The following is a 17,308-nucleotide window of genomic DNA, read 5'->3' on the forward strand; positions in this document are numbered from 1 at the left end:
TGTTCACACCTACCCGACGTGCTTGCCTTACACTGCGCGCCTATGACCAACATCCCCCACACTCAAATCACCGAACCCGCCGTGACCTGTTCAACGTGCGCGGCCTGCTGCTGCCAACTGGAAGTCATGCTGATCACCGACACCGGCGTGCCGGAACGCTATATCGATACCGACGACTGGGGCGGCGAAGTGATGCTGCGCCTGGACGACGGTTGGTGCGCGGCGCTGGATCGGGACACGATGATGTGCACGATTTACGAGCGACGACCGCTGATCTGCCGGGAGTTCGAGATGGGCGCGCCGGAGTGCTTGACCGAGCGTGAAGGGATTGCGACGGCGTATCGCTGAACCTGAAGGTGGCACTAATAAACTGTGGGAGCTGGCTTGCCTGCGATGCAGACACCTCGGTCTATCGGTTACACCGAAGTGATGCTATCGCAGGCAAGCCAGCTCCCACATTAGTCAGCAGGTGCCTGATGGCTTACAACGGGTAGGTGTAGTGCAACGAGTAACTCTCTACCCCGTCGTTATTGCTGCTGATGCCCGCGTTGGAATAGTGCGTGGCACGAATGCCCACTTCATGCCCACCGGTAAAGCGCAAACCAAAGCCCAGGCGGTCTTCGAACTGGAAGGCCTGGCCGATATTGTTGTCTTCAACCCGCGTGCGTGAGAACACCGCCACGCCGATCCCCGCTTCGATGTAAGGCTTTACCGACTCACCGGCAAACTCATACACAAACACCGGCGAGAACGACAGGCTGCTGACACTGGCGCGCTTGTCGCCATCCCAATAGGTGTAGGCCCCGCTCCAGTAGCCGGTCAGTCGACCTACGTCGCTCTGCCACCAACTTTTATCCCAATCCGACGTCAGCCCCAACCGATAGGTCATGGTCGAATCGCCGGTGCTCCCCACACCCAATTCCAGGCCGGCGGCCTGGGCCGAAACAGAGTGTCCTACCACCACGGCCGCAAACGCAGCCAAACAGAACAAGCGCTTCATAAGAAACAGTCCTTTGAGAACGAGGTTGTATGTTTTTGCACAGACTAACTCGCTATAGAAGCCGACGTAGAGTCAGAAGTTCAGCGTCTTATTGCGTTATTTCACAAAATTTTCACGCGTCGAAGCTTCGCACAACTCCAGGATGTTTCCATAGTGTCGGTAGGATACTTCTCAGGTGGTCGACGTGACCGCTGGTCCAGAACTGGGCAGGTTCAGGATTGCCGGTGGCCAACAGGTCGCGCTCGCCCAATAGACGTTTGAGCTGACGCGCCACGGCGGCGCCGGTGTCGATCAGGATGATGCTCGGGGGGAGCATGTGCGCCAGGAGCGGCTTGAGGAAGGGATAGTGGGTGCAGCCGAGAATAATCGTGTCGCAACCGGCGCTGAGCAGCGGTTCGACATAGCCGTGCAACATCTGGCGCAGTTCGGGGCTATTGAGATCGCCGCTTTCAATCAACTCCACCAGGCCCGGGCAGGGCTGGGTGATCACGCGCACATCGGTGGCAAAGCGGTCGAGCAAGGCGGCGAACTTGGCGCTTTGCAGGGTGCCGGTGGTGGCGAGTACACCGACCACGCCGCTGCGGGTGGCGGCGGCGGCGGGTTTGACGGCGGGTTCCATGCCTACGAGCGGCCAGTCGGGATAGTCCTGGCGCAAGTCGGCAACAGCCGCGACGGTCGCCGTATTGCAGGCAATCACAAAGGCCTTGGCGCCTTGCTCGCGGAAAAACTCGGCGACCCGCCGGGAGCGGTCAAGAATGAACGCCGGGGTTTTCTCGCCGTAAGGGATATGCCCGCCATCGGCCACGTACAGCAGCGACTCATGGGGCAATAACTGCTGAATTTCGTCCAGCACGGTCAAGCCGCCGATACCGGAGTCGAACACACCGATGGGCGCGCTCTTAACCATGCTGCGTCCCGCAGACACTGCAGCCAGGATCACGCTTGACCCGCAATTCACGAAAACGCGTGGTCAACGCATCGATCAGCAACAAGCGGCCGACCAATGGCTCACCGAAACCGGCCAGCAGTTTCAGGGCTTCCAGCGCTTGCAGGCTGCCGACCAGGCCCACCAATGGGCCAACGACGCCGGCTTCGCTGCAGGTCAGTTCGGTGTCGCTGCCGTGCCCGTATAAACAGTGGTAGCACGGGCTGTCGACGCGGCGTGGGTCGAACACCGACAACTGGCCCTCAAGGCGGATCGCCGCGCCGCTGATCAATGGCTTGGCGGCGGCGACACAGGCGGCATTGACGGCTTCACGGGTGGCGAAGTTGTCGCTGCAGTCGAGCACCACGTCGACCGCTGCCACTGCCGCCGCGAGTGAGTCCGCATCCAGGGCCGTGCGATGGGCGAGTAAGGTGACTTCGGGGTTGATCGCGGTCAGACGGCGCATGGCCGAGTCGACCTTGGTCTGCCCGACGCTGTCGGTGTCGTGGATGATCTGGCGTTGCAGGTTGGTGAGGTCGACGGTATCGAAATCGGCCAGGTGCAACTCGCCGACGCCGGCGGCGGCCAGATACAGCGCGACTGGCGCGCCCAGCCCACCGAGGCCGACGATCAACGCACGGCCGTTTTTCAGGCGCAATTGGCCGTCGATGTCGACATGTTGCAACAGAATCTGTCGGCTATAGCGCAACAGTTCCTGATCGGTCAGCACGGGCGACGTCCCAGGGTGATGCGCTCGTGGCCACCGAGGTCGATGCGGCTGTGTACGTCTTCAAAGCCTGCGCCAAGCAACAGGTCACGCACGGCCGCAGCCTGATCGTAGCCGTGCTCGAGCAACAGCCAGCCAGCCGAATTCAAGTGGGCTGGCGAGTCGGCAATGATCAGCCGCAAGTCGTCCAGGCCATCATGCCCCGCCACCAGCGCACTGGCCGGTTCAAAACGCACATCACCGGCCACCAGATGGGGATCGTTATCGGCGATGTAAGGCGGGTTGCTGATGATCAGGTCGAACGTTTGGCCTTGCAGGGCGCTGAACCAGTGGCTGTTCAACACCGTGGCGTTTTTCAGGTGCAGGCGCTGGCGATTACGTTCGGCCAGGGCCACGGCTTCCAGCACGCGGTCGACCGCCGTGACCTGCCAGGCCGGGCGTTCGCTGGCCAGGGCCAGGGCGATAGCGCCGCTGCCGGTGCCCAGGTCGAGGACCTTGGCCGGCGTGGCAGGCAACAATTCCAAAGCGGCTTCCACCAGCAGCTCGGTTTCCGGACGCGGGATCAGCGTGTGAGGCGCGACCTCCAGGTCCAGCTTCCAGAAGCCTTGCTGACCGAGGATATACGCCACTGGCTCACCGCCACGGCGGCGTTGCAGGTAGTCGGCAAAGGTCAGCGCAGCTTCGCTGCTGACGATTTTTTCCGGCCAGGTGTGCAGGTAGCTGCGCGATTTGCCCAAGGCAGCGGCCAGCAACAGTTCCACATCCAGGCGCGCAGTAGGCGAGTCAGGCAGGTCGGCGGCGCGCAGCAGGCTGGCAATGATGGTCATTTATTCACCTATCGCCGCCAATTGGTCGGCCTGATATTCGGCGAGCAACGGCTCGATTACCGCGTCGACGCCACCGGCGAGAATCTCGTCGAGGGAATAAAGCGTGAGGTTGACCCGATGGTCGGTGACCCGGCCCTGGGCAAAATTGTAGGTGCGGATGCGCTCGGAGCGGTCGCCCGACCCCACCAGCAATTTGCGCTCGCTGGCAATCGCGTTGGCGGCGGCGCTGGTCTGCTGGTCGTTGAGTTTGGCCGACAGCCAGGACATGGCCCGCGCACGGTTCTTGTGCTGGGAACGTTCTTCCTGGCACTCCACCACGATGCCCGACGGCAAGTGCGTAATACGGATCGCCGAGTCAGTCTTGTTGACGTGCTGACCACCGGCGCCCGATGAGCGGTAGGTGTCGACACGCAAGTCCGCCGGGTTGATCTCGATGGCTTCCTGCTCGTCCGGCTCGGGCAATACGGCCACGGTGCATGCCGAGGTGTGGATACGGCCCTGGGATTCAGTCGCCGGCACCCGCTGCACGCGATGCACGCCGGATTCGAACTTGAGCTTGCCGTAGACGTTGTCGCCTTCAACCCGGGCGATGACTTCTTTATAGCCGCCGTGTTCACCGATGTTCTCGGACAAAATCTCGACACGCCAACCGCGACGCTCGGCAAAACGCGAATACATGCGGAACAGGTCGCCGGAAAAGATCGCCGCCTCGTCGCCACCGGTGCCGGCGCGGATTTCGAGAAACACGTTGCGCCCATCGTTAGGGTCTTTGGGCAGCAACATGCGTTGCAGGTCGCCTTCCAGCTCAGCCAGTTTTTCCTTGGCTTCGCGGACTTCTTCCACGGCCATTTCGCGCATGTCCGGGTCGCTGTCCTTGAGCAGCGCCTGGGCGCCTTCGAGGTCGGCCTGCACCTTGGTCAGGTGCTTGTAGGTGGCCACAATCGGCTCAACTTCGGCGTATTCCTTGGAATAGGCGCGGAATTTGGTTTGATCGGAGATGACCTCGCCATCGCCGAGCAAGGCGGTCAGTTCTTCGAAACGGTCCTGGAGCACGTCCAGTTTATTGAGCAGTGACGCTTTCATTGCGGTTTTTTATCCGAAGAGCTATCTGACGCGCCCTCACCGAGGGCAAAGAGTTCCTGGGCCATGGCCAGCGCATCGAGGCGGCCTTCGGCGGTAAGCTTTTTCAACTGAACGCTGGGGGCGTGGAGCAACTTGTTGGTCAAGCCACGGGCCAGTTGCATCAGCACTTCTTCGGCGCTGCTGCCGTTGGCCAGCAAACGCTGGGCCTTGATCAACTCTTCGTCACGCAGGCGTTCGCCCTGCTGACGATACGCCTTGAGCACGTCGACCGCCGCCAATTCACGCAGGCGCACCATAAAGTCTTCGGCGCCGACGCTGACCATTTCCTCAGCGGCCTGGGCTGCGCCCTGGCGACTCTTAAGGTTTTCGGCGACCACTTCGTGCAAATCATCGACGCTATAGAGGTAAACGTCGTCCAAATCGCCGACTTCCGGCTCGATATCCCGAGGAACGGCGATATCTACCATGAAAATCGGTTTGTGCTTACGCAGCTTCAGCGCGCTCTCGACCGCGCCCTTGCCGAGGATCGGCAACTGGCTGGCGGTGGAGCTGATGACGATATCACTGCGCACCAGTTCGGCCGGAATATCCGACAGCAACACGGCGTGAGCGCCGAACTGCTCGGCCAGGATGCTCGCGCGCTCCAGGGTACGGTTGGCGACCACAATACGTTTCACGCCCAACTCATGCAGATGACGGGCGACCAAGGTGATGGTTTCACCGGCTCCGATCAGCAGCGCCTGGCTGCGCTGCAAGTCGCTGAAAATCTGTTTGGCCAGGCTGACGGCAGCAAACGCGACGGACACCGGGTTTTCACCGATAGCCGTGTCGGTACGCACCTGCTTGGCGGAATTGAACGTGGCCTGGAACAGCCGGCCCAGCAGCGGCCCTACGGTTCCGGCCTCACGCGCGACGGCGTAGGCAGATTTCATCTGGCCGAGGATCTGCGGCTCGCCCAACACCAGCGAGTCGAGCCCTGCGGCGACGCGCATCATGTGACGAACTGCCGCATCCTCTTCGTGCACATACGCACTGGCGCGCAGGTCATCGAGGTCCAAATGGTGGTAATCGGCCAGCCAGCGCAGTACCACATCCGCGCAAAGATGTTCCTGCTCTATATAAAGCTCACTGCGATTGCAGGTCGAAAGGATCGCAGCTTCGCGGCTGTCGGTGAGCCGGCAGAGCTGCTGCAAGGCCTCAACCAACTGCTCTGGCGTAAACGCCACGCGCTCGCGCACGTCTACGGATGCAGTCTTGTGGTTAATACCGAGTGCAAGGAAGGCCATTCAATATCGCTGATGATGTCGGGAAGCCGACAATTGTCCTACTTCGAAAGACCCAGAACAACCACCGTCGTCTATTGTCCTAGTAGCTTATGCCTATAAAGGCGCCAACTGAGACTCGGTTATGTTTGGCCGAAGGCTTGTGTCATGATGATCCGACCGCAGGTTAGTCGTCCTCTTCCTATATGAATAGATCTTCCGCGTTGCTCCTTGCTTTTGTCTTCCTCAGCGGCTGCCAGGCCTTGGCACCCGTGTCGCCGGACGGTACGCCGCCGGTTGAAGACAGCACCCCCGCCCCTGAAAAGCCCAAGGTTTATTCCTCGTTCAATGAAGAAACGATCTACAGCCTGCTGACCGCGGAACTCGCTGGCCAGCGCAATCGTTTCGATATTGCCCTGGATAACTACGTGACCCAGGCCATCAATACCCAGGACCCGGGCATTTCGGAACGCGCGTTTCGCATCGCCGAATACCTGGGCGCCGACCAGGCAGCGCTGGACACCTCGCTGATCTGGGCGAAAAACGCGCCGGACGACTTGGAAGCGCAGCGGGCCGCAGCCATTCAGCTGGCGCGCGCGGGGCGCTATGACGACTCCATGGTTTATATGGAGAGAGTCCTGCAGGGCAAGGGCGACACGCATTTCGACTTCCTCGCGCTGTCGGCCGCCGACACCGATCAGGACACGCGCAATGGCCTGATGAAGAGTTTCGACCGCCTGCTGCAAAAGCACCCAAAGAACAGCCAGCTGATTTTCGGCAAAGCGTTGCTGCTGCAACAGGATGACGAAGCTGACGCCGCATTGAAGCTGTTGGAGCAGAACCCACCGGACGACGGCGAGATCGCGCCGATTTTGCTGCGCGCACGCTTGCTGCAGACCCTTAATCGCGGCAAGGAAGCGATTCCGTTGCTGGAAAAAAGCATCAAGAAGTATCCGGACGATAAGCGCCTGCGCCTGACGTATGCGCGCACGCTGGTTGAGCAGGACCGCATGGAAGACGCCAAAGTGCAGTTCGCCAACCTGGTCCAGCAATACCCGGAAGACGATGAATTGCGCTATTCCCTGGCACTGGTGTGCCTGGAGGCCAAGGCCTGGGACGAGGCCAAGGGTTATCTGGAAGAGCTGATCCAGCGCGAAAGCCATGTGGATTCGGCCCACCTGAACCTCGGTCGTATCGCTGAAGAGCACAACGACCCGCAGGCCGCCCTGCTTGAATACGCCCAGGTCGGCCCCGGCAATGACTACCTGCCGGCCCAATTGCGCCAAGCTGACATCCTGATGAGCAATGGCCGCACCGACGAGGCGGAAAAACGCCTGGCGGCTGCGCGCGCTGCCGAACCGGACTACGCGATTCAGCTGTACCTGATCCAGGCTGAGACCTTGTCAGCCAACAAACAGGGCGAACGCGCCTGGAAACTGCTGCAACAAGCCTTGCTGCAGTACCCCGATGATTTGAACCTGCTGTACACCCGCGCCATGCAGGCGGAAAAACGCAATGACCTGGCGCAGATGGAAAAAGACCTGCGCCTGATCATCAAGCGCGACCCGGACAATGCCATGGCGCTGAACGCCTTGGGCTACACCCTGTCTGACCGTACAACGCGTTACGCCGAAGCCAAGGTGCTGATCGAACAAGCCCACAAGCTCAACCCGGAAGACCCGGCGGTGCTCGACAGCCTGGGCTGGGTGAATTACCGCCTGGGCAACCTGGACGAAGCCGAACGCTTGCTGCGCCAGGCACTGGAACGCTTTCCCGACCAGGAAGTGGCCGCCCACTTGGGTGAAGTGCTCTGGGCCAACGGCAAACAGCGCGAAGCGCGACAAATCTGGGAAAAATTCCTCAAGGAACAACCCGAAAGCCCCATCCTGCGCGGCACCATCAAGCGCCTGACCGGATCCGAGACCCTTTAAGCTTATGTTCTTGCGCCACGTTATTGTTTTCAGCCTCATCGCCTTGCTCGCCGGTTGCGCGGGCATAGGCAGCCGCGAATCCGTTGAAGGCCAGGGCACCCCGGCGCAATGGAAACAGCACAAGGACCAGCTCAGCAGCATCGACGGCTGGCAGATCGAAGGCAAGGTCGGGGTTCGCGCGCCGAAAGATTCCGGCAGCGGCACCTTGTTCTGGCTGCAACGCCAGGACTATTACGACATTCGCTTGTCTGGCCCATTGGGCCGAGGCGCCGCGCGCCTGACCGGCCGACCGGGCCAAGTGAGCCTGGAAGTGGCCAACCAGGGACGCTATGAAGCGGCGTCGCCGGAAGAATTGCTGGAACAGCAGATGGGCTGGAAGCTGCCGGTTTCGCACTTGGTGTGGTGGGTTCGCGGGTTGCCTGCGCCAGGCAGCAAAAGCCGCCTGAGCCTCAATGGCGACAGCCGTTTGGCCACCCTTGAACAGGATGGCTGGCAGGTCGAGTACCTCAGCTACGTACAACAAAGCGGTTATTGGCTGCCCGAACGCATCAAGCTGCACGGCACCGACCTTGATGTCACGCTGGTGATCAAGGACTGGCAACCGCGCAAGCTGGGGCAATAACCGTGTCTTTTTCAGAAACTCGCACGCTGTCTCTGCCCTCCCCCGCCAAACTCAATCTGATGCTGCACATCCTGGGTCGCCGTGAAGACGGCTATCACGAGTTGCAGACACTGTTTCAATTTCTCGACTACGGCGATGAACTGACCTTCGCCGTACGCGATGATGGCGTGATCCAGTTGCACACCGAATTCGAAGGCGTGCCCCACGACAGCAATCTGATTGTGAGGGCCGCCAAAAAACTTCAGGCGCAATCCGGTTGCCCGCTCGGCATCAACATCTGGATCGATAAAATCCTGCCCATGGGTGGCGGCATCGGTGGCGGCAGCTCAAATGCCGCGACCACGCTGCTCGGTCTGAACCATTTGTGGCAGCTGGGTTGGGACCACGATCGCCTGGCCACACTGGGCCTGACACTGGGCGCCGACGTCCCGGTTTTCGTGCGTGGGCATGCAGCTTTTGCCGAGGGCGTGGGCGAGAAACTCACCCCGGAATACCCCGAAGAGCCTTGGTATGTCGTGCTTGTTCCGCAAGTATCTGTAAGTACAGCAGAAATTTTTTCAGATCCACTGTTGACACGTAACTCTCCTCCCATTAAAGTGCGCCCCGTTCCCAAGGGAAACAGTCGAAATGACTGCTTACCGGTTGTAGCAAGGCGTTATCCAGAGGTACGTAACGCTTTGAATTTGTTAGGTAAATTTACCGAATCAAAATTAACCGGAACTGGAAGTTGTGTGTTTGGGGGCTTCCCAAGCAAAGCTGAAGCTGATAAAGTCACGGCCCTTCTTACAGAGACCCTTACAGGGTTTGTAGCAAAGGGAAGCAACGTTTCGATGTTGCATCGCAAGCTGCAGAGTCTGCTCTAAAAGGAACCGAGTACTGGGTACTCGTTGCAACAAATACAGGGGCGTCGCCAAGCGGTAAGGCAGCAGGTTTTGATCCTGCCATGCGTTGGTTCGAATCCAGCCGCCCCTGCCATTTTCTAATACTCATCCAGGTTACCCTCAGCCTCTAGGTACTGCGCGTGTCCAAGATGATGGTCTTTACGGGGAACGCCAACCCCGATCTGGCTCGACGTGTCGTACGTCAGCTGCATATCCCTCTCGGTGACATCTCTGTCGGTAAATTCTCCGACGGCGAAATTACAGCCGAGATCAATGAAAATGTCCGCGGTAAAGACGTTTTCATTATTCAGCCGACTTGCGCTCCGACCAACGATAACCTGATGGAACTCGTCGTGATGGCTGATGCCTTCCGCCGCTCCTCAGCGACTCGAATCACAGCTGTAATCCCCTACTTTGGTTATGCCCGTCAGGATCGCCGTCCGCGTTCTGCACGTGTAGCTATCAGCGCGAAAGTCGTGGCTGACATGCTCACCGTGGTAGGCATTGACCGTGTTCTCACGGTTGACCTGCACGCTGACCAAATCCAAGGGTTCTTCGATATTCCGGTAGATAACATCTACGGCTCCCCAGTATTGGTGGATGACATTGAAGACCAGCGCTTTGAAAACCTGATGATCGTGTCCCCGGACATTGGTGGCGTCGTGCGTGCACGGGCTGTTGCCAAATCCCTGGGCGTGGACCTCGGGATCATCGACAAACGCCGTGAAAAAGCTAATCACTCTGAAGTGATGCATATCATCGGTGATGTCGAAGGGCGTACCTGTATTCTGGTTGATGACATGGTCGACACCGCCGGCACCCTGTGCCACGCGGCTAAAGCCTTGAAAGAGCACGGTGCAGCAAAAGTCTTCGCCTACTGCACACACCCTGTGCTGTCGGGCCGAGCGATCGAGAACATCGAGAACTCCATGCTGGACGAACTGGTGGTGACTAACACCATCCCGTTGTCCGCAGCAGCTCAAGCCTGTTCGCGTATCCGTCAACTGGATATCGCACCGGTAGTTGCCGAAGCGGTTCGCCGCATCAGCAACGAAGAATCGATCAGCGCGATGTTCCGTTAAGGGTCAAACCTTACGAAACATCCCACTGACGAAAAGCGCCCCGCCCCAACCTACTGTTGGGGCGGGGCTTTTTTGCCCATATCGCCTTTAGCGCTGGTCGCAAACGCTGGGGCGAATGTGGTTATTTTGGAGATACAACATGAACGAATTTACTTTGAATGCTGAACTGCGTTCCGACCTGGGGAAAGGTGCGAGCCGCCGCCTGCGTCGTCTCGCAAGCCTGGTTCCAGCTGTAGTTTACGGTGGCGAAAAAGCCCCTGAATCCATCAGCATGCTGGCTAAAGAAGTTGCCAAACTGCTCGAAAACGACGCGGCTTACAGCCACATCATCGAGCTGAACGTTGGTGGCTCCAAGCAGAACGTCATCATCAAGGCACTGCAACGTCACCCAGCTAAAGGCCACGTGCTGCACGCTGACTTCGTTCGCGTAGTAGCCGGTCAGAAACTGACCGCTATCGTGCCTGTGCACTTCGTTGGCGAAGCTGCTCCGGTCAAGAAAGGCGGCGAAATCTCGCACGTTGTTGCCGAGATCGAAGTGACCTGCCTGCCGAAAGACCTGCCTGAGTTCATCGAAGTCGACCTGTCGGCTGCTGAAATCGGCGACATCATCCACCTGTCCGACCTCAAAGCCCCTAAAGGCGTTGAGTTTGTCGCACTGGCTCACGGTGATGACAAAGCTGTTGCAAACGTTCACGCTCCACGCGTTGCACCAGAAGCTGAAGAAGGCGCTGCAGAGTAATTCACTCTGTACTGCCGGAGCTTGAGGAAACATCGCGGACCGAAACGTAGCGAGAAAGCGGGCGATAACGCGGCGTTTACTCTTGAGTAAATGATCTTTTGTTGTCCACTTTCGCCGCACGTTGGTCGCGGCGATGTTATCCACAACTCCAAAGGAAGGGCCCCTGTCGTGACCGCCATTAAACTGATCGTTGGCCTGGGAAATCCAGGCGCCGAATACGAACAGACCCGGCATAACGCGGGGGCCCTTTTTGTTGAGCGTATCGCCCACGCCCAAGGTGTAAACCTGGTGGCCGATCGCAAGTATTTTGGCCTGACCGGGCGCTTTTCGCATCAGGGTCAGGATGTTCGTCTGCTGATTCCCACCACCTACATGAACCGCAGCGGCCAGGCTGTCGCGGCGCTTGCGGGCTTCTTCCGGATCAAACCCGAAGAAATCCTGGTGGCCCATGACGAACTGGACCTGCCACCCGGCGTTGCCAAGCTCAAGCTCGGCGGCGGGCATGGCGGGCACAATGGCCTGCGCGACATCATCGCGCAGTTGGGTAATCAGAATAATTTTTACCGCCTGCGGCTCGGCATTGGCCACCCAGGCGTTGCCAGTATGGTTTCAAATTTCGTCCTGGGTCGTGCGCCACGCGCCGAACAGGAAAAACTCGATGCCAGCATCGACTTTGCCCTCGGCGTGCTGCCGGATATCTTCGCCGGTGAATGGAACCGTGCGATGAAAAACCTGCACAGCCAGAAGGCCTGACTCTTACCGAGGGGAAACACCATGGGATTCAATTGCGGCATCGTCGGCCTGCCCAACGTCGGCAAATCCACCCTGTTCAACGCCTTGACCAAGTCCGGTATTGCGGCGGAGAACTTCCCCTTCTGCACCATCGAACCCAACAGCGGCATCGTGGCCATGCCGGACCCGCGCCTGCAGGAACTGGCGGCCATCGTCAATCCCAAGCGCATCCTGCCGACCACCATGGAATTCGTCGATATCGCAGGCCTGGTAGCCGGCGCGTCGAAAGGTGAAGGCCTGGGCAACAAGTTCCTGGCCAACATCCGTGAAACCGATGCCATCGCTCACGTGGTCCGCTGCTTTGAAGACGAGAACGTGATTCACGTCTCCAACAGCGTCGACCCGAAACGCGACATCGAGATCATCGACCTGGAACTGATCTTCGCCGACCTCGACAGCTGCGAAAAGCAGTTGCAGAAAGTCGCGCGTAACGCCAAAGGCGGTGACAAAGATGCAGTGGTTCAGAAAGGCCTGCTGGAGCAGTTGATCGCTCACTTCACCTTAGGCAAGCCCGCGCGCAGCCTGATGAAGAGCATGAACGCTGACGAAAAAGCGGTGATCAAAGGCTTCCACCTGCTGACCACCAAGCCGGTGATGTACATCGCCAACGTCGCTGAAGACGGCTTCGAGAACAACCCATTGCTCGACGTGGTCAGGGCCATCGCCGAGGAAGAAGGCGCGATCGTGGTGCCGGTGTGCAACAAGATCGAAGCGGAAATTGCCGAGCTCGATGACGGCGAAGAGAAAGACATGTTCCTCGAGGCCCTGGGCCTGGAAGAGCCTGGCTTGAACCGCGTGATCCGCGCCGGCTACGAAATGCTGCACCTGCAGACTTACTTCACCGCCGGTGTCGAAGAAGTCCGCGCCTGGACCGTCAAAGTCGGCGCCACCGCGCCACAGGCTGCCGGCGTGATCCACACCGACTTCGAAAAAGGCTTTATCCGCGCCGAAGTCATCGCCTACAACGACTTCATCCAGTACAAGGGTGAAGCCGGTACCAAGGAAGCCGGTAAGTGGCGCTTGGAAGGCAAGGAATACATCGTTAAAGATGGCGACGTGATGCACTTCCGTTTTAACGTGTAAGTAACGCCCGCGGTTTCACCGCAAACAAAAAGCCGATGCATTGCATCGGCTTTTTTGTGGGCGACTGCTTAAGAAAAAACAGTACTTTTTATATCCAAACATCTCACTCTTTAAGACTTTTCTTATTAACCCTACAAGCATATCCGCATTAAAACCTGGGAAAGATAAACCCTAAACCTATCTAACTTTTCCTACACCATCCGCGCAAGTTCCTACTTAAAAATTAGCATATAAAATCTATAATCTCGTTCTGCTGACCGCTTCCTGACAAATACACAGTGATAATGGAGCACCTACTTGATGTCGGACTCCTACCCCAGGGAAATTGAAACGGACCTTTCAATCATTGAAGGTTCAGACATTGAAAGCACGCTTAACAGCACCGCATCACTCAATATTGACATCCTGCTACTCGGCGAGACCGGTACAGGCAAAGATACGCTGGCCCAACGGGTTCATCGCTTGTCGAGGCGAAAAGGTAACTTCGTTGCGGTGAACTGTGCGGCCATCCCCGAAAGCCTCGCTGAAAGCCAATTGTTCGGCGTCAACAGCGGCGCCTTTACCGGGGCCATGCAGTCGCGGGCCGGGTTTGTCGAAGCCGCTCATCTGGGCACCCTGTACCTCGATGAGATCGACAGCATGCCCTTGAACCTGCAAGCCAAATTGCTGCGAGTGCTAGAGTCGCGTGGCGTCGAGCGCCTGGGCTCAACGCGCTTCATCCCGGTAGACATGCGCGTTATTGCATCAGCCCAGCAGTCGCTGCACCAAATGGTCGAACAGGGCACCTTCAGGCGCGACCTGTACTTTCGTCTGAATGTGGTCAGCCTCGAGCTTCCAGCCCTGCGCGACCAGCGAGAAAGGATCATTCCGCTGTTCCTGACGATGGTCCAGCAAGAAGCCGACCACTTCAAATGCCCTGCCCCGACCCCGCCTGGTGGGTTATTGCAACAATTGCTGTGCCACTCCTGGCTGGGCAATATCCGCGAATTGCGTTCGACGGCCAAGCGGTTTGTGCTAGGTCTGCCAGCGCTCTCAACTCCCAAGGGCAAACCACAGGACAGCGAAATGAGCCTGAAGGCTCGCCTGCAGCAAATTGAAAAAGCCCTGATTGAAGAGTCGCTGCGACGTAACGACCACTGTGTCGATAACGTGGCAATTGAGCTGAAGGTCGCCAAGCGCACTCTTTACTACCGCATGAAACAACTCGCAATATAACAACTAACGAGCATTCTGGAGAGGTGAGAAAAAAACACAACGAATATGGAACGCTTTCACTTCCTTTGGCCACACAACAAATGAGCAACCTACAAGTTGCTCATTACACCACAGGCAGCTAACAATAGCTGACAGTCATTATTTCTCACTCAAATAGGTGGCCTATGTCTCAAGTCTCCGGCAGCAACGCCTCATCAACCCAAGCTCAAATTAACCAACTCGATAACCAAAAAAGACTAGAACTCGTAGAAGAGACCAGGCGCGGTATCGAAAATGAGAAGTGTACTGCGGCGGCCGCTCGTTGTGGCAAGATCCGGTTCGGTTAAAAAATGCCAGCCTCCTCTGCTCGACAGGCCGAGGAGGTTTTCACTGTCATTGCAGGCGTAACAATCGATAGAGGTTCCAATGTACATCACCAACAAAGGTTTCGCTGTAAACGAAAACATTACCCCTCAGGCTGAAATGCCTGCCGCGATCAACCGAACGTCTGACATCAATTTTTTTAACGCTCAAGTGAGCCAGACCGAACACTCCGGCAAAGGAATCGTTCCCGCCATGGCATCACCCTCTTTTTCATGGGGTTCTACCGAGTCGGCTACGTTATCCAGACGCGTATCCAAAGCATTTCGGGACGCGAGTCAGAACAAGAAGACCACGGAGGCAAATGAGTTCCCCCAATTGCTCGCCGAAGCGCACATTGAATTGACGTCACGTGTCAAGGTCATTAGCGCTCTCGCAAAAGGCATCGATAAAATTTCAAGCATGGGCTAGATGCATGCTCCGTCATCTGTCCACCCTAGTGCTCTTATCATCGGTGTTGATGCTGTCTGGCTGTGGTGACAGCGTAGAACTTCATCGCAATATTTCTGAGCAGGAAGCCAATGAAGTCGTCGCGGAACTGGCAGACAAGCAAATACGTGCCCAGAAGATTCCAGGAAAAGATGGCGTCGCAGTTCGCGTCAAGTCCAGTGACATCAGTCGGGCTGTCCGTACCCTGGACGCCGCGGGGCTGCCCAGAACAGCCCGCTCGACACTGGGGGATATCTTTCGCAAAGAAGGTGTCATCTCCACGCCACTGGAAGAGCGCGCACGCTATATTTACGCCCTGTCCCAGGAACTGGAATCGACGCTGTCAAACATAGATGGTGTTATCGTCGCGCGGGTTCACGTGGTACTGCCTGAGCGCGTAGCGCCAGGTGAGCCGGTACAGCCGGCCTCCGCCTCGGTATTCATCAAGCACGACCCGCGACTGGAACCGGACAATATTAACCCGCGCGTGCGCAGGATGGTGGCCAGCAGCATTCCGGGCATGGCCTCAGCCCTGGACAACACCACAAAACTGACCGTCATCTTTGTACCCGCCGCGGCCTACACCGAGCAGCGACAACTTTCCTATCTCGGCCCTTTTCTGGTGCCAGAGCAGGACCTTGGCTTCTGGCGCGCCAGCTTCATAGCGCCCCTGGCTATCCTCCCGCTGGGAGGCATTGCCTGGATGTTCTGGCGACGCAGGAAAACGCTTACACCCGCACCCGCCCCGGCGATAGCAAACGCTCATGAGTGAAGATCTCAGCTGGATAAGATGGTGGGCGTTTCCATGGAAAAACGCCCATATCGACTGGCTAACGCAAACGGGCTTTGTCGATACCACAGCGCTCTCATACAGCCATCATAGCCGGGTGAGTAGCCTGTTCGGCATCGAACCCGAGCTTCCTCCTCCCACGTCGCCGGCCTTACTCCAACTGGTACTGAGCAGCGCCCAACAACGAGACCTGGTATTGACACTGGTTAGTGAGGTGTACAACGCGCGCCACGACAGCCGGTTGAATCAAGATCAGCGGCTATGGTGCCAGCGCCTGGCCAAGGCACTGCCACCTAGCTCAATACCGGTGGGCATCGAAGACCCCTTGCACGCTCTGCGCGCGTGGGTTTCCCCCGAAATCTGGCGCCGACTACGCTTGAGCTTTGCTCGACCAACGGTGCTTGAGGTGGAGCAGCATCCTGAATTGGCGGACACGCATGGTCGGTTGGATACCCTGTGGAAAGCCACTATTTGGCGCGCAACCTCTACCGCAGTCGGCGACGCGCCACACGCCCCAAACGAGAAGTCCGACCATGTTTTGCGCCCACAAGATTGAGCTGAACCCCCTCGCCCATAATCTGCCGACGGCCCTGATTCCCAGGGAAATGCTTTCTGACTACACCCAGGCCCGGCAATTGCTTGAACACGCCGAAACCCAGGCGCAGGTACTCATAAGCCAGGCCCAGGCGCAATGCGAGACGATACTTGAAAGTGCCAGTGACGAGTTCTGGCAACTCGCCAATGCCCAACTGCAGCGCTGGGAGTCAGAACGCCAGGCGATGGCCGAGAACCTGGAACAGGCCGCCACCTGCGTCATCAACACGGCCATCCGAAGCCTCTTGCAGGACACCGTACCCGCTCAACGCCTCTCTGCACTGCTCAATAAACTGTTGGAGGCGCAATTGCCGACCGTCGAGGCACACTTAATGTGCAGCCCGCAGGACCGTGAACATGTCGAGCTATGGCTCAGCCTCCACTGTGGCGTGCCATGGACACTTCGAGTGGAAGAAGGGCGTGCTGCACAGTCGCTGTTGCTTGAGACCGAAGATGGCGGCTTTCACATCAACTGGGCGCATGCCCTCGACAACCTGGTGGCGATCCCACCCCAGGCCAAATCAAGTGACAACTTTTCTTGGTAAAAGCTTTTCTTTTTTTACAAAACAGGCAGTTGATGGAACTGGTCATCAATCTGGCGCCACACAGGGATACAACTCACTGGAGGTAAAGCGATGAATGGTGACACTCGCGTACTCAATAGCTTCTACAGGCAGCAAGCCCGCTCCGAAAAAGATATCGCAAGCATTGGTAGCGATAGTTCATACAGCGGAGAGATCGAGGACACCAATAGGTTCTTGGAGCTTCTGAATGAAGAAAAGGCCAAGCTTATTAACAATTATGCCGTGAGCTCGGCCTACCTCAGCTTTAAGCACGAAACAATTAAGTCGAGTATCAATGTCGTCTAGTGGCAGGCCAGCAAAAGCTGACCGAGCGTTTGAATAGCCGCGAGCAGAATACTCTGCGGTTTGAACAGGCGATGAGGTCAGCATTGCCTTGGCTCCA

20 protein-coding genes and 1 tRNA gene are annotated in these 17,308 nt (G+C 57.9%); 14 read left to right on the forward strand and 7 right to left on the reverse strand.

The features are described 5' to 3' along the window. Nucleotides 1-42: 42 nt before the first annotated feature. A complete protein-coding gene (locus ACI77I_RS18500) occupies nt 43-348 on the forward strand; it encodes a YkgJ family cysteine cluster protein (protein ID WP_016977069.1) in 306 nt (101 codons plus the stop codon). Between the two features lie 133 nt (nt 349-481). Here the strand turns inward: ACI77I_RS18500 and ACI77I_RS18505 are convergent, their stop codons facing one another. From ACI77I_RS18505 to hemA, 6 genes are all read right to left on the reverse strand, one after another. After that, the gene (locus tag ACI77I_RS18505) at nt 482-1,000 is read right to left on the reverse strand and encodes an acyloxyacyl hydrolase (RefSeq protein WP_094948902.1); all 519 of its coding nucleotides are present in this window, start codon (nt 998-1,000) and stop codon (nt 482-484) included. Nucleotides 1,001-1,112: 112 nt separating this feature from the next. Beyond that, entirely contained in the window at nt 1,113-1,907 is a 795-nt protein-coding gene (gene murI, locus ACI77I_RS18510) for a glutamate racemase (RefSeq protein ID WP_406998131.1), read from the reverse strand. Continuing rightward, nucleotides 1,900-2,655, reverse strand: a complete 756-nt coding sequence (locus ACI77I_RS18515) for a molybdopterin-synthase adenylyltransferase MoeB (protein WP_406998132.1) — start codon at nt 2,653-2,655, stop codon at nt 1,900-1,902. Before ACI77I_RS18515 ends, murI begins: the two co-directional genes overlap by 8 nt. Next, on the reverse strand, nt 2,649-3,479 hold the full coding sequence (gene prmC / locus ACI77I_RS18520; protein WP_094948899.1) for a peptide chain release factor N(5)-glutamine methyltransferase: 831 nt from the start codon (nt 3,477-3,479) through the stop codon (nt 2,649-2,651). The genes ACI77I_RS18515 and prmC overlap by 7 nt, the downstream gene beginning before the upstream one ends. Further along, nucleotides 3,480-4,562 (reverse strand): peptide chain release factor 1, encoded by a 1,083-nt coding sequence (prfA, locus tag ACI77I_RS18525; RefSeq protein ID WP_094948898.1) that lies wholly within the window; start codon nt 4,560-4,562, stop codon nt 3,480-3,482. It lies immediately after the preceding gene. Then, nucleotides 4,559-5,848: a glutamyl-tRNA reductase gene (hemA, locus tag ACI77I_RS18530; RefSeq protein ID WP_094948897.1), complete on the reverse strand. Its 1,290-nt coding sequence runs from the start codon at nt 5,846-5,848 to the stop codon at nt 4,559-4,561. The genes prfA and hemA overlap by 4 nt, the downstream gene beginning before the upstream one ends. A 182-nt stretch (nt 5,849-6,030) precedes the next feature. On the opposite strand from hemA, the gene ACI77I_RS18535 reads away from it, so the two are divergent. From ACI77I_RS18535 to sctL, 13 genes are all read left to right on the forward strand, one after another. Continuing rightward, a complete protein-coding gene (locus ACI77I_RS18535; protein ID WP_094948896.1) occupies nt 6,031-7,755 on the forward strand; it encodes a tetratricopeptide repeat protein in 1,725 nt (574 codons plus the stop codon). Between the two features lie 4 nt (nt 7,756-7,759). Then, nucleotides 7,760-8,377: a lipoprotein insertase outer membrane protein LolB gene (gene lolB / locus ACI77I_RS18540; protein WP_242154269.1), complete on the forward strand. Its 618-nt coding sequence runs from the start codon at nt 7,760-7,762 to the stop codon at nt 8,375-8,377. Between the two features lie 59 nt (nt 8,378-8,436). After that, nucleotides 8,437-9,240: a 4-(cytidine 5'-diphospho)-2-C-methyl-D-erythritol kinase gene (ispE, locus tag ACI77I_RS18545; RefSeq protein ID WP_406998136.1), complete on the forward strand. Its 804-nt coding sequence runs from the start codon at nt 8,437-8,439 to the stop codon at nt 9,238-9,240. A 37-nt stretch (nt 9,241-9,277) separates the two neighbouring features. Then, nucleotides 9,278-9,352, forward strand: a tRNA-Gln gene (locus ACI77I_RS18550). Between the two features lie 46 nt (nt 9,353-9,398). Beyond that, complete coding sequence (locus ACI77I_RS18555) at nt 9,399-10,340, forward strand: ribose-phosphate pyrophosphokinase (protein WP_003208392.1); 942 nt, start codon at nt 9,399-9,401, stop codon at nt 10,338-10,340. A 139-nt stretch (nt 10,341-10,479) separates the two neighbouring features. Continuing rightward, on the forward strand, nt 10,480-11,079 hold the full coding sequence (locus tag ACI77I_RS18560) for a 50S ribosomal protein L25/general stress protein Ctc (protein WP_094948894.1): 600 nt from the start codon (nt 10,480-10,482) through the stop codon (nt 11,077-11,079). A gap of 168 nt (nt 11,080-11,247) precedes the next feature. After that, nucleotides 11,248-11,832: an aminoacyl-tRNA hydrolase gene (gene pth / locus ACI77I_RS18565; RefSeq protein ID WP_010213318.1), complete on the forward strand. Its 585-nt coding sequence runs from the start codon at nt 11,248-11,250 to the stop codon at nt 11,830-11,832. A gap of 21 nt (nt 11,833-11,853) precedes the next feature. After that, the gene (gene ychF, locus ACI77I_RS18570; protein WP_094948893.1) at nt 11,854-12,954 is read left to right on the forward strand and encodes a redox-regulated ATPase YchF; all 1,101 of its coding nucleotides are present in this window, start codon (nt 11,854-11,856) and stop codon (nt 12,952-12,954) included. 300 nt (nt 12,955-13,254) lie between these two features. Further along, the gene (locus ACI77I_RS18575; RefSeq protein ID WP_094948892.1) at nt 13,255-14,169 is read left to right on the forward strand and encodes a sigma 54-interacting transcriptional regulator; all 915 of its coding nucleotides are present in this window, start codon (nt 13,255-13,257) and stop codon (nt 14,167-14,169) included. 405 nt (nt 14,170-14,574) lie between these two features. Further along, nucleotides 14,575-14,940, forward strand: coding sequence for a hypothetical protein (locus ACI77I_RS18580; RefSeq protein WP_094948891.1), 366 nt, complete (start codon nt 14,575-14,577; stop codon nt 14,938-14,940). 4 nt (nt 14,941-14,944) lie between these two features. Next, nucleotides 14,945-15,730 carry a type III secretion system inner membrane ring lipoprotein SctJ gene (gene sctJ, locus ACI77I_RS18585; protein WP_094948890.1) on the forward strand — a complete coding sequence of 262 codons (786 nt, stop codon included), beginning with the start codon at nt 14,945-14,947 and terminating at the stop codon, nt 15,728-15,730. Beyond that, entirely contained in the window at nt 15,723-16,304 is a 582-nt protein-coding gene (locus ACI77I_RS18590; protein WP_094948889.1) for a type III secretion protein, read from the forward strand. Before sctJ ends, ACI77I_RS18590 begins: the two co-directional genes overlap by 8 nt. Beyond that, nucleotides 16,282-16,887, forward strand: a complete 606-nt coding sequence (sctL, locus tag ACI77I_RS18595) for a type III secretion system stator protein SctL (protein ID WP_242154265.1) — start codon at nt 16,282-16,284, stop codon at nt 16,885-16,887. Before ACI77I_RS18590 ends, sctL begins: the two co-directional genes overlap by 23 nt. Nucleotides 16,888-17,064: 177 nt before the next feature. On the opposite strand, the gene ACI77I_RS18600 is transcribed toward sctL, so the two are convergent. Further along, a partial coding sequence (locus ACI77I_RS18600) for a hypothetical protein (RefSeq protein ID WP_406998133.1) occupies nt 17,065-17,308 on the reverse strand: 244 nt, incomplete at its 5' end.

The organism is Pseudomonas sp. D47 (assembly GCF_045447305.1).
Classification (GTDB): domain Bacteria; phylum Pseudomonadota; class Gammaproteobacteria; order Pseudomonadales; family Pseudomonadaceae; genus Aquipseudomonas.

What these genes read in the sequence shown, in the direction of transcription:
- ACI77I_RS18500 (WP_016977069.1), top strand. Translation starts at nt 43, where the DNA reads ATGACCAACATCCCCCACACTCAAATCACCGAACCCGCCGTGACCTGT.
- ACI77I_RS18505 (WP_094948902.1), bottom strand. Translation starts at nt 1,000, where the DNA reads ATGAAGCGCTTGTTCTGTTTGGCTGCGTTTGCGGCCGTGGTGGTAGGA.
- murI (WP_406998131.1), bottom strand. Translation starts at nt 1,907, where the DNA reads ATGGTTAAGAGCGCGCCCATCGGTGTGTTCGACTCCGGTATCGGCGGC.
- prmC (WP_094948899.1), bottom strand. Translation starts at nt 3,479, where the DNA reads ATGACCATCATTGCCAGCCTGCTGCGCGCCGCCGACCTGCCTGACTCG.
- prfA (WP_094948898.1), bottom strand. Translation starts at nt 4,562, where the DNA reads ATGAAAGCGTCACTGCTCAATAAACTGGACGTGCTCCAGGACCGTTTC.
- hemA (WP_094948897.1), bottom strand. Translation starts at nt 5,848, where the DNA reads ATGGCCTTCCTTGCACTCGGTATTAACCACAAGACTGCATCCGTAGAC.
- ACI77I_RS18535 (WP_094948896.1), top strand. Translation starts at nt 6,031, where the DNA reads ATGAATAGATCTTCCGCGTTGCTCCTTGCTTTTGTCTTCCTCAGCGGC.
- lolB (WP_242154269.1), top strand. Translation starts at nt 7,760, where the DNA reads ATGTTCTTGCGCCACGTTATTGTTTTCAGCCTCATCGCCTTGCTCGCC.
- ispE (WP_406998136.1), top strand. Translation starts at nt 8,437, where the DNA reads ATGCTGCACATCCTGGGTCGCCGTGAAGACGGCTATCACGAGTTGCAG.
- ACI77I_RS18560 (WP_094948894.1), top strand. Translation starts at nt 10,480, where the DNA reads ATGAACGAATTTACTTTGAATGCTGAACTGCGTTCCGACCTGGGGAAA.
- ychF (WP_094948893.1), top strand. Translation starts at nt 11,854, where the DNA reads ATGGGATTCAATTGCGGCATCGTCGGCCTGCCCAACGTCGGCAAATCC.
- ACI77I_RS18575 (WP_094948892.1), top strand. Translation starts at nt 13,255, where the DNA reads ATGTCGGACTCCTACCCCAGGGAAATTGAAACGGACCTTTCAATCATT.
- ACI77I_RS18580 (WP_094948891.1), top strand. Translation starts at nt 14,575, where the DNA reads ATGTACATCACCAACAAAGGTTTCGCTGTAAACGAAAACATTACCCCT.
- sctJ (WP_094948890.1), top strand. Translation starts at nt 14,945, where the DNA reads ATGCTCCGTCATCTGTCCACCCTAGTGCTCTTATCATCGGTGTTGATG.
- ACI77I_RS18590 (WP_094948889.1), top strand. Translation starts at nt 15,723, where the DNA reads ATGAGTGAAGATCTCAGCTGGATAAGATGGTGGGCGTTTCCATGGAAA.
- sctL (WP_242154265.1), top strand. Translation starts at nt 16,282, where the DNA reads ATGTTTTGCGCCCACAAGATTGAGCTGAACCCCCTCGCCCATAATCTG.